At 72.1% G+C, this 14,528-nt stretch carries 12 protein-coding genes; 1 reads left to right on the forward strand and 11 read right to left on the reverse strand.

All coding sequences use genetic code 11. From position 1 onward, the window contains the following. Nucleotides 1-95: 95 nt before the first annotated feature. The 4 genes from POL25_RS11840 to POL25_RS11855 form a co-directional block, all read right to left on the reverse strand. Nucleotides 96-1,376 (reverse strand): NAD(P)/FAD-dependent oxidoreductase, encoded by a 1,281-nt coding sequence (locus tag POL25_RS11840; protein ID WP_272086075.1) that lies wholly within the window; start codon nucleotides 1,374-1,376, stop codon nucleotides 96-98. Between the two features lie 38 nt (nucleotides 1,377-1,414). Next, a complete protein-coding gene (locus POL25_RS11845) occupies nucleotides 1,415-2,269 on the reverse strand; it encodes an MBL fold metallo-hydrolase (RefSeq protein WP_272086076.1) in 855 nt (284 codons plus the stop codon). Beyond that, nucleotides 2,269-4,554: a transketolase C-terminal domain-containing protein gene (locus POL25_RS11850; protein ID WP_272086077.1), complete on the reverse strand. Its 2,286-nt coding sequence runs from the start codon at nucleotides 4,552-4,554 to the stop codon at nucleotides 2,269-2,271. The genes POL25_RS11845 and POL25_RS11850 overlap by 1 nt, the downstream gene beginning before the upstream one ends. A 218-nt stretch (nucleotides 4,555-4,772) precedes the next feature. Continuing rightward, nucleotides 4,773-6,383, reverse strand: coding sequence for an FHA domain-containing protein (locus tag POL25_RS11855; protein ID WP_272086078.1), 1,611 nt, complete (start codon nucleotides 6,381-6,383; stop codon nucleotides 4,773-4,775). 45 nt (nucleotides 6,384-6,428) lie between these two features. On the opposite strand from POL25_RS11855, the gene POL25_RS11860 reads away from it, so the two are divergent. Continuing rightward, nucleotides 6,429-8,129, forward strand: a complete 1,701-nt coding sequence (locus POL25_RS11860) for a glycerol-3-phosphate dehydrogenase/oxidase (protein ID WP_272086079.1) — start codon at nucleotides 6,429-6,431, stop codon at nucleotides 8,127-8,129. A 143-nt stretch (nucleotides 8,130-8,272) separates the two neighbouring features. Here the strand turns inward: POL25_RS11860 and POL25_RS11865 are convergent, their stop codons facing one another. From POL25_RS11865 to POL25_RS11895, 7 genes are all read right to left on the reverse strand, one after another. Beyond that, entirely contained in the window at nucleotides 8,273-8,518 is a 246-nt protein-coding gene (locus POL25_RS11865; protein WP_272086080.1) for a hypothetical protein, read from the reverse strand. Nucleotide 8,519: 1 nt separating this feature from the next. Next, nucleotides 8,520-9,485 (reverse strand): hypothetical protein, encoded by a 966-nt coding sequence (locus tag POL25_RS11870; protein WP_272086081.1) that lies wholly within the window; start codon nucleotides 9,483-9,485, stop codon nucleotides 8,520-8,522. Between the two features lie 109 nt (nucleotides 9,486-9,594). Next, on the reverse strand, nucleotides 9,595-10,611 hold the full coding sequence (locus POL25_RS11875) for a hypothetical protein (RefSeq protein ID WP_272086082.1): 1,017 nt from the start codon (nucleotides 10,609-10,611) through the stop codon (nucleotides 9,595-9,597). A 130-nt stretch (nucleotides 10,612-10,741) separates the two neighbouring features. Further along, nucleotides 10,742-12,118, reverse strand: a complete 1,377-nt coding sequence (locus POL25_RS11880; RefSeq protein WP_272086083.1) for an ABC transporter permease — start codon at nucleotides 12,116-12,118, stop codon at nucleotides 10,742-10,744. Continuing rightward, on the reverse strand, nucleotides 12,115-12,858 hold the full coding sequence (locus POL25_RS11885) for an ABC transporter ATP-binding protein (protein ID WP_272086084.1): 744 nt from the start codon (nucleotides 12,856-12,858) through the stop codon (nucleotides 12,115-12,117). Before POL25_RS11885 ends, POL25_RS11880 begins: the two co-directional genes overlap by 4 nt. A gap of 34 nt (nucleotides 12,859-12,892) precedes the next feature. Next, entirely contained in the window at nucleotides 12,893-13,693 is an 801-nt protein-coding gene (locus POL25_RS11890) for a VOC family protein (RefSeq protein ID WP_272086085.1), read from the reverse strand. 54 nt (nucleotides 13,694-13,747) lie between these two features. Continuing rightward, nucleotides 13,748-14,524, reverse strand: coding sequence for a hypothetical protein (locus POL25_RS11895; protein ID WP_272086086.1), 777 nt, complete (start codon nucleotides 14,522-14,524; stop codon nucleotides 13,748-13,750). Nucleotides 14,525-14,528 lie beyond the last annotated feature (4 nt).

Consider the following 14,528-nt stretch of genomic DNA (forward strand, 5'->3'; position numbering starts at 1 on the left):
ATGGGCTCTCGAGGACATGTCCGAAGAGACATGTCATCGCCCGCCGCGCCGACCGGGAGAGGCTCGATCTCACATGTCCCTGAGGACATGTCGCCTCAGCGGTAGCGCCGGATGTACATCTTCATCAAGAACCGGCGGAACCAGATGTTCACCGCCGCGAAGTCGACCACCAGCCGGCCGTACACCACCAGCGACGCGTCGCCGATGCTGACCCCATGCGGAAAATCCTCGCGCAGCGTGTGCGGGCGCAGCGGCGGCACCCCGTGCGGGTAGCCCGGCGCCTCGCGGGCCAGCCGCGTCAGGTTGTCCGTGGTCAGCCACGCCTGCCACAGGCACTCGATCGCCCGCTGCATCGTCGGCCACTCGCCGGTCGCGCTCTGCACCCGCGCCGCGTCGCCGATGGCGAAGATGTCCGGCCGGGTCGGCTTCGGCGTGGCGAAGCACTGCAGCGTCGGCCCGACCGCCAGCCAGCCGTCGGCGGTGCGCGGCAGCGACAGGCCCGCCAGCGCCGGCGCCGGCCGGACGCCACCGGTCCAAAAGGCCATGTCGCAAGGGACATCCGTCGCGTCGGCCCCGGGCGGCCGCAGCGTGGCGGTGCCGGCGGCCAAACGCGTCAGCCGGGTGTTCAGCCGCAGCTCGACGCCCTGGGCCCGCAGGTGCTGCTCGGCCTTGTGACCGGCGCGCTGGCACAGGTGCGGCAGCAGGCGCGGGCCCGAGTGGACGAGGACGACCCTGGGGGCGCGCCAGCCGGCCGGCCGCACGCGCGCGAGGCGGCCGAGGTCGCCGGCGAGCTCGACGCCGGAGATCCCGCCGCCGGCGACGACGATGGTGGGCCGCTCGCCGGCGAGCCCGCGGGCCTCGCCCTCGCGGTAAGGGCCGTCGCCGCTGCTGACCCGCCGCGTCGTCTCGCCGTCCGGCCCGAGCAGCGCCGCCAGTTGCTCGGCCGCGCTGGCGAACTCGCCCTCGAACTTGTAGCCGACGAACCGCTCGGCCCCCTCGATCGCGGCCGGCGGCGCCAGCACCGAGCCGAGCGCGACGACGATGAAGCGCCCGCGCAGCCGCTCGCCCGAGGCCAGGGTGACCTCCTTGCGGTCGGGGTCGAGGCCGATCACGTCGCCGATCACGTAGCGGGCCTCGGGCCGCTTCTCGACGCTGCGCCGGGTCGGCAGCACCGAGGTGCCCGGATCGATGCGCCCGACCAGCCGCTCCTGCACCAGCGGGATGTACGGGTGCTCGGCCTGGCGATCGACCACGACGATCTTCAGCCCGCGCCCGCGGGCGCTGCGACGCAGCTGGTGGACCAGCTCGATCCCCGCGAAGCTGGCCCCGAGGATCAGGACGTCGGCCGTCGCGGCGTCATGTGTCTCTTCGGACATGTCTCTTGCTCGCTGTCCCTCGGACCATGTCCTAAAAGTCAGTTTCCGAACACGTGCACGCGGTCGCGCACGCCCGCCGGGAACCGCTCGCGCGCCAGCCGCTCGGCCTGGGCCCGGCTGTGGCGCATGCTGCGGTGGACCAGCACCAGCGCCTCGCCGGTGAACCGCTCCGACTCGGCGACCAGCTCGTCGAGGTGGGTGTGGCCCCACTGGCGGGTCTGGGCCACGTCGCGCTCGTCCGTCCAGCTGGTGACCTCGTGGACCAGCACGCGGCAGCGGCGGGCCAGCTCGTGCTGCTGGAAGAACTCGATCTGGGTGTCACCGGTGACGCAGATCAGCGGCTCGGTGTGGCTGTCGAGCACGTCGGTGCCGGCCTTGCGCAGCGCGGCGATCTCCGGCCCCGGCAGGCCGACGTACTCCGGCTTCAGGCGGCTGGTGGTGCGCTCGACGATCCACGCGAGCGACGGCACCCGGTGCGTGGTCCGCAGGCAGTGCGCCGCGCACCCGCGGGACAGCCCGCCGCCGAGGGGGAAGCGGTCGCCGGGCGCGTGCCCGTGCAGCTGCCACTGCAGGTCGAAGCCCTCGATCTCGGCCCAGCCGCGGAGGATCCGCGTCAGCGGCTCGTGGACCTCCTGCGGCACGTGGATCGCCGGCGGCCCCGCGCGCATCAGCTGGCGCTGCGACACCAGGTAGCCGACGCCGCCGAGGTGGTCGGCGTGCCCGTGCGAGACCAGGACCGTGTCGTACTTGAGCGCGCCGGGCGGGCACATGCCGACGTCGAACATGACCCCGAGCTCAGGGACCATGAGACAGGTCTCGACCCCGCCGCGGGTGACGCCGCGCAGGGTGAGACCGCCGACCTTGAGCTCGTCGAGGACCGCGGCGTCGTGCATCAGGTGACCGAGTTGCGGCTCGGTGTCCACAAGATCTGCGGGCGCGCGAACACGTCGGCGACGCCGCGCGCAGGCCGGACCGGCGCCGCCGCGTCTGCGGCCGGCTTGGCCTTGCGCACCGCCATGACCTCGAGGACCGCCGCGTGGACCTTCTCGGGGCTGACCACGATCTGCTCCTCGATCTCGATCGGCGACGGGATGCCGGGGCTGGGGTCCTGGCCGAGCACGCGGGTGATCACGTTCTCGCCGATCATCGCCTCCTGCACCGCCCCCTGGATCTCGCGGCCGAGGCTGGCGAACACGCGGTCCTCGTGGACGACCAGCAGGCGGCCGGTCTTGCGCACGCTGGCGAGCACGGCCTCGCTGTCGTAGGGCACGATGGTGCGCAGGTCGAGCAGCTCGACGTCGACGCCCTCGGCCGCCAGCTTCTGCACGGCCTCGTTGCAGAACAGGGTGCAGCGGCCCCACGTGACGACGGTGATGTCCTTGCCCGGGCGGCGCAGCGCGGCCTTGCCGAGCGGCACGCGGAAATCGTCGGGCAGGTCGGGGATGTGGCCGCCGAAGCCGATGCTGCGCTTGAGCGCCGCGATCTCCTTGGCGTCGGTCGGCTCGCCGGGGAACGCGTCGCCCAGCGTCATGCGGTAGAGCCCCTTGGACTCGAACACCAGCACCGGGCCCGGGTACTCGGCGGCGCTGCGGAGCAGGCCGTACATGTCGCGCGAGGTCGTCGGCGCGACGATCGTGATGCCGGGGATGGAGGCGTAGAAGCCCTCCATGCACATCGAGTGATAGACCGAGCCGCCGTGCAGCGGCTCGACCGGCAGGCGCAAGATGACGTTGACGTCGACCGTGCCCGCCGACTGCCAGCGCTGATTGCCGAGCAGCACCAGCCAGTGCAGCGTGTTGAGCGAGTAGTCGGAGAACTGGATCTCCGGGATCGCGGTCGCGCCCTTGTGCAGGGCGAACCCGAACGCGGTGCCGAGGATCAGCGGCTCGTTGATCGGCGCGTCGCGGACCTGGTCGGGGAAGCGCTCGTGCAGGCCCTTGGTGGCCACCATCACGCCGCCCTTCTTGCCGACGTCCTGGCCGTACACCCACGACATCGGGTTGGCCTTGAGGATCGCCTGCAGCGCCGAGCGGATCGCCCCGTTGATCGAGATCGCCGTCGGCCGGTGCTCCGGCGGCGCCTCCTCGACCGCCGGGAACGGCGCGCGCACGTCGGTGAGGATCGACTCGTAGGTCGGCTCCGGCTCGGTGGCGCAGATCGCCATCGTCTCGACCACGTAGTCGTCGGCGGCCTTGGCCAGGCTGCCCCAGTCGTGGCGACGGAAGTAGTCCTTGCCCTCCGTGACCCCGTTGCGGCGCAGGATCTCGTGCGGCGCCAGCACGCCCGCCTGCACCAGCGCCTCGCCGAACTCGACCAGCGGATCGAAGCTGTCGAACTCGAACGTGAAGTCGGCCGCCGAGCTGTGGTTGTTGAGGCGCGACAGGTTCTTGACCCACATCAGCGCCGGCGCCTGCTGCTCCTTGCAGTACTCCGCGGCCGCGCGGGCGGTCTCGTAGCAGCCGAGGAAATCGTTGCCGTCACACTCGAAGTAGGCGAACCCGAAGGCGGCGGCGTAGTGCTCGAAGCTGCGGATCCCGCGGCCGTCCTCGGGCCGCACGCTGATGGCGACGTTGTTGTCGGTGACCGTCAGCAGCACCGGCAGGCGCAAGATCGAGGCGCCGGTCATGCCCTCGTGCATGTCGCTCTCGGCGGTGGTGCCGTCGCCGACCACGGCGACCACGAGGCCGTCGTCGTAGCCCTTGCGCCGCAAGCCCTGGGCGTAGCCGACGGCCTTGCCGAACTGCATGCCGAGCGCGCTCTGCACCGGCAAGGTGTTGAACCGCAGGTCGTTGAAGTGCGCCGTCATCAGCCGCCCGCCGGTCCACGGGTCGGTCGACTTGCAGAGCTGCTGGCGCATGTGGTCGAGGTGGAAGTCCGGGTAGCCGCGCAGCCGCGACCACATGGCCAAAAGGCCCGCCGAGCGGTAGTGGGCGCAGATGCCGAACGCGTTCGGGTTGACGACGTCGGCGAACGCCAGCGCCTCGGCCGCCCCGTGCAGCTCCTCGCCCGAGCCCCAGATGGCGAACTTGATGGTGCCCTTGGCGCACTCCTGGACCACCCGCTCGACGTGACAGCGAGCGAGCAGCATCTCCTGGTAGGCCAGCCGCAACAGCTCCGGGGTCAGGCTCGGGAACCGCGCGAGGTCGCGGAGATCGAAGCGGAGAGTCTTGCTGGGCATCGGCAGGTCCATGCGCGAGGCAAGCCTAGGCGAGATCGCCGCTGCGGTAAACCGACCGCAGACGAGCGCTACGTCGCAGCGCAGCGGGCGCGAACGGCCTGCGTGACGTGGCGCATGCGCGACCGATCACGCGATGCAGGCGGCGCGCAAACGAAATGGCACCTGGCGGAAAGGCCAGGTGCCACTCGGGCTCGCCGTCACGCCGGCGACGCGCAGGCTCACGCGCTCGGGAGAGCGCCAGCAGCCCCGTCGAGCCGCCCGCGCGCTTCGCCCTCGGGGTCGCCGCCCTCGTGCTTGCGCCGGACCCAAAAGTACAGCCACACGCTCAGCGCCGAGGCGAAGGCGACGATGAAGGCCGTCACGCCGTTGATGACGATGCTGGTCAAGATGCCGCCGAGCGGCAGCAGGCCGAGGATGACGCCGACGATCGTCATGGCGATGGCGACCGCGAGGCCGCCGCCGAGCACCGCGGCGAGGATCGGCGCCAGCTCCTTCTTGAGCAGCTCGAAGTTGCGGCCGATCACCGCGCCGATCTTCTTGTCCTCGACGTAATAAATCGGCGCCGCGAACACGCCGAGCACGACGCCGGGGATGAAGCAGTGGACGGCGACGTCGGCGATCCGGGCGATCGATTGCTGGACGGCCGCCTGGATCGAGATCGGCTGGCCGAGGTAGTGGCTCAGCATGAAGCGCCCGAGCGACGGGATGAGGACCACCATCGCCGCCAGCTGCGCGAGCGCCAGCAAGGTCGCAAGCAAGGCGGCGATGCTGGCCGGGAGGATCAGGAGCCCGAGCTGCGCGAGCAGGCCGATCGGGACGAGCACGGCGCCGACGGTCGCGACCGCGGGCACGGCGACCGGATGGAACACCTTCCAGGTCTCGAGCAGGATGAACTTGACCTGCGCGACCAGGTCGCCGGGCGCCGGCTCGACGGCGGGGGCGGCAGCGTCACCGGTCGGCGGGGTGTCGAGCATGGCCGTGTCGGGCACGAGCACGGGCGGGCCCGGCGGGACGGCCATCGGCCCGGAGATCGAGCTCGGCACCGGCTGCGGCGGCGGGGTGGCGATCGCGGACTGCGGGGTCGGGGCGCCGAACGCCCCCGGCTGCGGCGGACCGCCGAAGCCCGGCTGCGCGCCGAAGCCCGACGGCGGCTGCGCGCCGAATCCCGGCTGCTGCGGCTGCCCGTAGCCCGGCTGCTGCGGCTGCCCGAACGCCCCCGGCGCGGGCCCCGGCGGCACCGGCGAGGGGAACGGCGCCGGCGCCCCGCCCGGCATCGGCGGAGCCGCCGCGAAGCCGGCCGGAGCCCCCTGCGCGGGCCCCCCGGTCCCCGGCCGGAGCAGCGGCCCCTGATGCTGCGCGGTCGGCGCAAACGCAAAACTCCCCGGCTGCTGCCCTCCGGCGGGTGACGGCGGGGCCGGCATCACGGGCCCCGGCGGACGCGCCGCTGCGGGCTTCATCGGCGCCGGGAAGCCCGGCACCATGCCCGGGGCCGCGATCACGGTGCGGCCCTTGCCGGCGCCGCTCGAGTTGAGGCCGTCGACGCTCTGGACGGTGATGAGCGAGTTGCCGACCCGCAGAGCGATGCCAGGAGTGAGTTCGAGGTTGGCGACCCGCTGGCCCTGGAGGAGGAAGCTGCCGTTGGTCGAGCCGAGGTCGGTAAACCGGAGCGTCGCTCCGTCCCAGAGGATCTCCGCGTGGCGGCCCGAGACCTGGGTGTCGTGGAGGACGATGTCACCAGCGTCTCGGCCGATGAGGACTTTGGGCTGGGAGATCGTCCGGGTCTCCGCTGGGCGGTCGACGTACTGGATGTGGAGCGTGTACGAGGCCATCGAGGTCTCCGGGGGGTCGCGGTAGGCTTGCGCAGAGTGTCACAAATGCCCGCCGTGCGGCGCAACCATCGCGCCGATGTCCTGCCAGTACAAGAGTCGCCACCTCCGTGGGGCCCCGCCGAGATCCGCTCGCTGTGGGACCGCTTGCGGCGAGAGGACGCCGATGGGCGCGGGCGAGCCGAGCCCGCGTGGGACCTCGTGGTCGTGGGGGCTGGGATCGCCGGCGCGGGGGTCGCCCGCGACGCGGCCCTCCGCGGCCTGCGGGTCCTCGTCGTCGAGGCGCGGGACCTGGCCTTCGGGACCTCCTCGCGCTCGAGCCGACTGATCCACGGCGGCGTCCGCTACCTCGAGCAAGGCGAGCTCGGCCTGGTCTACGAGGCCCTCCGCGAGCGCCGCCTGCTCTACAAGATCGCCGGGCACATCGTCCAACCGGCGCGCTTCCTGTTCCCCGCCTACCGCGGCGACCGCTTGCCGCTGTGGAAGCTGCGCATCGGGCTGTCGCTCTACGACGCCCTCAGCCTCTACCGCAGCCACGGCCACCGCGTGCTCCGCCCCGCCGCCGCCCGCGCGCTCGAGCCGCTGCTGCGCGAGGAAGGCCTCCGCGGCGCCGTCACCTACGAGGACGCGGTCACCGACGACGCCCGCCTCACCCTCGCCACGCTGCAGGACGCCCGCCGCCACGGGGCGCAGGTCCTCACCTACGCGCCGGTGGTGGCGCTGCGCCGCGAAGGCGAAGTCCAGGTCGTCGAACTCGAGGGCGGCCTGCAGGTGCGCGCGCGGTCGGTGGTCGTCGCCGCCGGGCCATGGACCTCCGAGCGGTTGCTCGGGGTCGCCGGCGCCCACCTGCTGGCCCTGTCGCGCGGCATCCACCTGGTCCTGCGCGCCGAGGACGTCCCGATCCGCCAGCCCCTCGTGGTCCAGGCGCAGCAGGAGCGGCGGATCCTGTTCGTCGTGCCCTGGGGCGCGCGGACCTACCTCGGCACCACCGACACCGCCTACGACGGCGACCCGGCCGCGTCCGGCGTCACCGCCAGCGACACCGACGAGCTGTTCGCCCTGATCGGCAAGGTCTTGCCGGGCGCGGTGCTCGGCCGGGACCGCATCGTCAGCGCGTGGTCGGGCGTGCGGCCGCTGGTGCGCGACGAGCATGCCGATCCCGGCGACCCGACAGTCGAGATCTCCCGCTCGCACCGCATCCTCGAGACCGAAAGCGGCGTCATCGCCGTGGTCGGCGGCAAGCTCACCACCTATCGCTCGATGGCCGAGGAGACCGTCGACCGCGTGGTCCGCCGCTTGCGGCAACGTGGCCAGCTCCCGGCCGGCATCGGCCGCTGCCAGACCCATCGCTACCCGCTGGTCGCCGGCTTGCCGCTCTCGGCCGAGGAGCTGCGAGAGCCTCACCTCGCCGATCTCGCCGGGCGGCACGGGCCGTTCGCCCGCCGGCTCGTCGACCAGATCCACGGCGACCCGCAGCTCGGCGCCCGCATGATCGACGACCTGCCGTACTGCTGGGCCGAGGTCGAGCACGCCATCCACCACGAGGGCGCCGTGCACCTCGAGGATGTCCTGCGCCGACGGATCCCCCTCGCCCTGACCGACGCCGGCCTCGGCGCCCGCGTCGCCCGCGAGGTCGCCACCCGCCTCGTCACCGCCTGGGGCGGCAGCGCCGCCGACATCGAGGCCGAGCTGCAGCGCTACCGCGAGGCGATGCACGTCGAGACCGGGCGGATCCTCGCGCCCTGCTGAGGTTTACTCCCCTCGGGACATGTTCATCAACACATGCCCCGATGAACATGTTCTCTCAAACATGTTCGTGCGGACATGTCTCCGAGGGCATGTCCCTCGACCTGGCCCAGCCCGCGACCTGTCCCGAAAGCCAACCGGCGAGTTCAGCCGCCGACCAGCCCGGCGAGGCCGGTCACTGCCCAGGCGATCCACCCGTCGGGGTAGTGGGCTCCGAGCAGCACGCCGCCGCCGAAGATCCCGCCGAACACCAGGCTGGGCACGCCGACCCAGCCGATGAGCCAGGCCACCCGGGACGGCGGCGCCTCTTCTTCCTCGCGCTTGGCCGGCTGGTTGCCCGGGGGCTCCTGCCGCTTGGGGCTGTTGCTTGCGACGCGGGCGGGGGCGGCCATCTCAGTGCTCTCCTTCGGGGGCGGCCTCGTCGGCCGGCGGCGCGGGCGAGTCCTCGGCTTCGGGGGTGAACGGCAGGTGCTTGCGCTCGAGCAAGATCCGCCGCTCCTCGACCGAGAACGCGATCGTCTCGGAGTCGGCGGCGATCGGGTCGCTGCCCATCGCCTGGGTGACCGCGCGCAGCAGGCCGCGCAGGTGCGGCGCCGGCGAGGTCGGGTCGGAGCTGAACGCGATCGCGGTCGAGGCCTGGTTCTTGGCGGTGGTGGGCCCGGCCTGCACCGGCGTGCGGATCATGCGGCCGCCGAGGCCGAGCACCAGGTCGGCGCCGTCGCTGCCGACCGCCTCGAGGTCGGCGAACGCCGCCTGTCCCGAAGACCAGGTCATCGGCCGGGCGATCACCCCGCGCAGCTCGAGCTCGACGCCGATCTGGCGCAGCAGCACCTGCGAGGCCCAGCGGACGTGGCGTTCGACGTAGTCGATCCAGTCGCTGCGGCGGTCGAACACCTCGTCGTCGACCACCACCTTGATGCGGATCTTGAGCGGCTCGCCGAGGCGGGCCTGCAGCTCGGGCGGCAGCGGGGCCGGGTCGGCGACCGCGACGGGGATCGAGTCGAGCCCACGCGGCGCCTCGACCGGCTTGGCGGGCTCCGGCGTGGGAGTGGGCTTGGCGGGCTCCGGCGTGGTCTCCGGCTTGCTCGGCTCCGGCTTGGCCGGCTCCGGCGTGGCCTCGGGCTTCGGCGTCGGCGCGACCTCGGGCTTCGGCTCCGGCTTGTCCGGCGGCGCCGGTCTGCTCGGCTCGCCGGGGACCACCACGTCGAGCCCGAGCCAGTCGCGCTCGAACGAGAGGATCGCCGTCCGGTGCCCGTGCCCCACATAGACGCCGGCGCCGAACAGCCCGACCACGAAGGCGACGGGCAAGCCGATGAGGACCGCCAGCTTGCCGAGACTCTTCAGACGCGCCGCACTCATACCTGTGAAGCCAGTATACTGCGCCTTTCAAAAGGACCAGTCCGGGCTGCGAGATCGGCGTGAATTCGCCGATTTTGCGCGCTTCGGCCGGCCCCCTGGGCGCACTCGCTCAGAGCCCGTCGAGCGCGCTCTCCTCGATCTCGCACGACTTCGGGTCACCGAAGCCGTAGCCGGGCGCTTCGAGCGCATAGGGCTCGTTCAGCGCGCGCCACGTGAGGAAGCCGTCGGCGCCCTGGCACTCGTCGAGGAACAGGTCGCCGTGCTTCATGTCGCCGACGCCATCGACCTCGAGGATGCTGCCGCGCGCCCGCCCGTTGCCTGCAGCGTCCCAGGCCGCCTGCACGCTCGCCTTCTCGCGCTCCGGCCCGCTCCAGCCGTAGTCGTCCCACTCGCCGTACAGCGTCAAGTCGAAGCTCCCGCCGCCCTCGGCGTCGCGCGTGTAGCTGTACTTGTCGTCGCTGTAGAACACGTCATCGTCGAGCCAGCCGAGGTACTCGAAGCTGGCCGCCTGGAAGTCGAGGTCGATGCGCTTCTGCTCGGTCTCGACGTCGCGCTCGAAGGTGACGGCGACGAAACCTCCGACCACGCTCATGTCGGCGTCGGGCCCCTTCATCTCGGGGTGCTTCTCGACCACGTCGAAGTCCAGCTCGAACCCGCCGCTGCGCTTGCTGCCGTCCTTGTGCAGGTCGCCCTTCATCAGCAGCGCCATCGCGCCCTGGTCCGCGGCCCCGCGGCCGCCGACGTAGATCTGGTAGTTCGCGCCGTCCTCGATCGACTCGACGCGGACCAGCCACGCCAGGTCGCGGCCGTCGTTGTCGTCGTACGGCCCGTAGATGCGGGTGTTGCCCTCGCGCGCGCTCGGCTGCACGTCGTCGAGGTAGGCGATCACGCGCGCGCAGTGCTCGACCAGCATCGTCACCCAGCGGTTGACGTGCCCGGCCGTGGACTCGACGCCGAGGTGCAGCAGCCCGCGGACCTGCCCGCCCTCGCGCGCCGCGATCGACTCCGGCAGATCGATCCGGACATCGTCGGCCTCGACGAAGGCCGTCTCCTCGTCGGCGTTGGCGAAGAAACAGCCGGTGGCCAGGGTCGCGGACAGGGCGAACAGCGGGGCGAAGCGCGTCATGCCGGCCCCTCTAGCGCGCGCCATTCCAGCCGCGCCCGGCCGGTTTCGCCAGCGATCCCGGGCTTTTGCTCCGCCGTTCGGATTCGCGCGCCGGGGGCTGTGGCGAAATGCCACGCCGCGCCGCGCCACGTCATCGGCCGGTGAGGACCGCCGCCGGGTCCATGCGCGCGGCCCTGCGGGCGGGCAGCCACGCGCCGAGGACACAGAACCCCGCGGCGAAGCCGAGCGCCAGGGCCACGAGGTCGAAGCTGAACGCGAAGTACGTCTCGGGCTTGTACGGGAAGTCCGGCAGGTGCCGGGCCGACACGTAGTCGAACACGCGGCTGGCCCCGTACGCCAGGCCGACGCCGATCGCCCCCGCGACCAGGCCGACGCTGGCCGCCTCGCCGAGGATGATGCGCTGGATGTCGGAGCGCCGGGCCCCGACCGCCCGCATGATCCCGATCTCCCGCTGGCGCTCGTACACCAGCATGAAGAACACGTGCATGATGTTGACCGCCGCGATGCCGACGATGATCGTCGACAGCAGGCTGAACACCAGCACGAACACGCTGATGAGGAACCCGGCCTGCTCGGCGCCGCCGTCGGTGACCTCGAAGCCGAGCTCCTCGATCTTCTTGGCCACCGCCGCGACCTGGTCCTTGCCCTCGATCTTGACGATGATCGAGTGGTAACGGGTCGCCGCCTCGGGCGTGCCGAAGTGGACGTTGTAGCGGGCCACCTGCGACAGCGGCATCGTCACGCCCAGCGGCACCGCCTTGTCGGAGAAGCCGACCAGCTTGAGCCGGTCGTACAGCAGTTGGTCCTTCTCGGCCGCCTGCACCATCGACGCCCCGACCCGCATCTCGAGCGACACGCCGACCAGGAAGTCCGGGTTGAGCCGCGGCAGGTTGTAGGCCCGGCGCAGCGAGCCGTTGTAGATCTCGAGCATGTGCGGCGACGCCAGCACCGGCACGTAGTCGCGGCACACCTTGCCCGGCCCGCCCTGGTACGGCTTGCCGCAGTACATGTCCTTGCCGCACGCCGAGTCGTCGGCGCAGGCCGTCGGCGTCTTGCTCGGCTCGGGCACGTCGCGGAACAGCTCGGCGCCCGCGACCTCGCCCTCCACCAGCGCCGGGTCGATGCCGTCGACGATCAGCTCGGTGCGGATGTCGTTGCCGATGATCTCCTTGCCGCCGAGCCCGATCGCCGGGGCCGTCAGCTTCATCTTCGGGAACACCCCGCGCACCCCCGCGACCCCGCGCAGCTGCTGCGCCGCCGACTCGTCGAGCACGTCGCTGGCGAGCCCGAGGCTGACGGGGCCGACGTCGAGCGTCATCGACTTGGCGATCACCTCGAGCTGGTCGAGCGGGAAGATCTTGCCGAGCACGACCTGGCGCACGCCGGCGCCGAGGGCCAGGAAGAACGCGAACGCGGCGATGCCGACGATCACGCCGACCGACGCCAGCGCGAAGTGGATCGCGTTGTTGCGCAGGTTGCCGCGGACGATCGCGCCGAGGCTGCTCATGGCCGCACCTCCTCGTCGCCGCTCGGGGCCGCCGAGGCCGCGCTGGTGTTCACTCCGCCGAGCTCGACCACGCCGTCGCGGATCTCGATCACCCGGTCGGCCGCCGCCGCGATCGTCGGGTCGTGGGTCACGATCGTCAGCGTCACCCCGGACTCGTCGCGCAGCTTGCGAAACAGCGCGATGATGGCCGACGCCGACGCGCTGTCGAGGTTGCCGGTCGGCTCGTCGCAGATGAGCAGCTGCGGCTTGTGATAGAGCGCCCGCGCGATCGCCAGCCGCTGCTTCTGCCCGCCCGACAGCGTGCTCGGCCGCGTCCCGCACTTGTCGCTGATGCCGACCATCTCCATCAGCTCGCGCGCCCGCCCGAGCCGCACGTCCTTGCTCTCCTTGCCCTGGACGCTGAACAGCGCCGGCAAGGCGACGTTGTCCTCGCAGCTCAGGTGGTCGAGCAGGTGGAACGCCTGGAACACGAAGCCGATGGTGGCGTTGCGGTAGGCGCTGAGCTCGGCGTCGGACAGCGCGCGCAGCTCCTTGCCCGCGACCTTGAGCTCGCCCGAGTAGTCGGTGTCGAGCCCGCCGAGCAGCGCCAGCAGCGTGCTCTTGCCGCTGCCCGAGCGCCCGACCACCGCCGTGAATTCGCCGGCGCCCACGTCGAAGTCGACGCCGCGGAGCACCGGCAGCTCGCCCGCCCTTGCGCCGGCGAGGCGGTAGCTCTTGTGGATCCCGCGGGCGCGGATCATCGCCGTGGACGCTACTCGCTGCGGGCGATCGCGGTCAACCCCCGCTCGGCTCGCGGACCTTCGGGCCCGTCTGGCCGTACGCGACGATCGAGAAGACGGCCCCGTGTGGGTCGCTGACGACCGCGAAGCGGCCGACCGGCGGGATGTCGCACGGCGCGACCGCAATCGCGCCGCCGAGCCGCGCCGCGAGGGCCGCGCTCTCGTCGCAGTCCTCGACCCGGAAGTACGTCATCCAGTGCGACGCCATCGAGCCCCAGGCCTCGGTCATCTGCAGCATGCCGCCGACCTTGCGCTCGCCGACGAAGAAGTCGGTGTAGCGGGTCGACTCGACCTCCCGCTCGGCCCGCCGCCAGCCGATCACGTCGCTGTAGAAGACCCCGGCCTCGTCCGCGTCGCGCGTGTTGAGCTCCCACCAACACATCGTCGCCGGCTCGTCGATGAGCCCGGCGCCCGCGTGGTGGACCGCCTGCCACAACGCCAGCTGCGCCCCGCTCGGATCCTCGACCACCGCCACGCGGCCCGCGTCGTACTCCTCGCGCGGCGCCACGATCACCCGCCCGCCGCGCGGCTCGACCCGCGCCACCGCGCGGTCGATCGACTCGACGTTGACGTACGGCAGCCACAGCGGCGTGTCGCCGCGCTCGATCTTGTCGGCGCGCATGCGATGGATCGCCACCACGTCGCGCTGTTGCTTGCGCAAGATCGTGTAGGCCTTGCCGTGGTGGATCCCGAGATCGAAGAGGCCCCCATAGAACCGCGTCGTCACCGCCGGATCCGGACTGCCGAGCTCGGCCCAGCAGAAACTCCCGTGCTTGTAGCGATCGACGACCGGCACCCCCGGCAACCTACCAAACCGGCTCGGATCCGCCCAAATATTTCAAGCGCGACGTCAGCGCGCCGCGATGAGTCCGAACACGAGCCGCTGCCGGGGACAACCGGACCCCGAGACATTCGTCCGCGCCGCCTCGACGTAGGCCACAAACGCCCCTTCGTCGCCGGCCGCCGAAGATGTCCCATCGTACAGGCGGAGCGGCGCGCCGCCCGAGAGCTGCAGGTCCAGCGCGCCGCGCCGCAGCTCGCCGCAAGCTGTCTCTTCGACCATGCAGGCGCTGGCCGCCTCGCGCCACGCGAACGGCGCGGCCCACCCGCCGCCCTCCGGCGGATCGACGCGCGCGCCGACGGCCGCCGCCAGCAGCAGCGCCCCGCCCGCGTCCTCGACGCGTAACCACACGTCCGGGTCGCTCGCCACCTCGCCCGGCGCGACGATCGCCCGCACCCGCAATTCCTGGCCCGCCGCGAAACCATCGCCGGCCGGCGCCGGGTCGGCCTCGACGTAAAGCCGCATCGCCTCCCCGTCGCACGCGAGATCGAGGACGCGAGACCCCGCGTCACCGCGCATCGCCGTGACCGTGCACCTCAGCTCGGCGCCGTCGTCGCGCGGCATCGGCTCGAGCGCCGCGCGCAAAAACGCCGCCTCCGAGGACACACAAGGTGAGAGCTCGGGCCCCGCCTCGTCGAGCGGCAAGATGTCGTCGCTGGGCGCCGCCACCTCGCAGGCCGCCAGGACCCGCAGCAGCAGCAGCGCCGCCGCGCAACGCCGTCCTCGCCCTCCGGCCGTCACACGAACTATTTTGCCGGCCTCCGGTGGGCCTGTCCAGAAGGACATGCGA

The organism is Nannocystis bainbridge (assembly GCF_028368995.1).
Lineage (GTDB): Bacteria > Myxococcota_A > Polyangia > Nannocystales > Nannocystaceae > Nannocystis > Nannocystis bainbridge.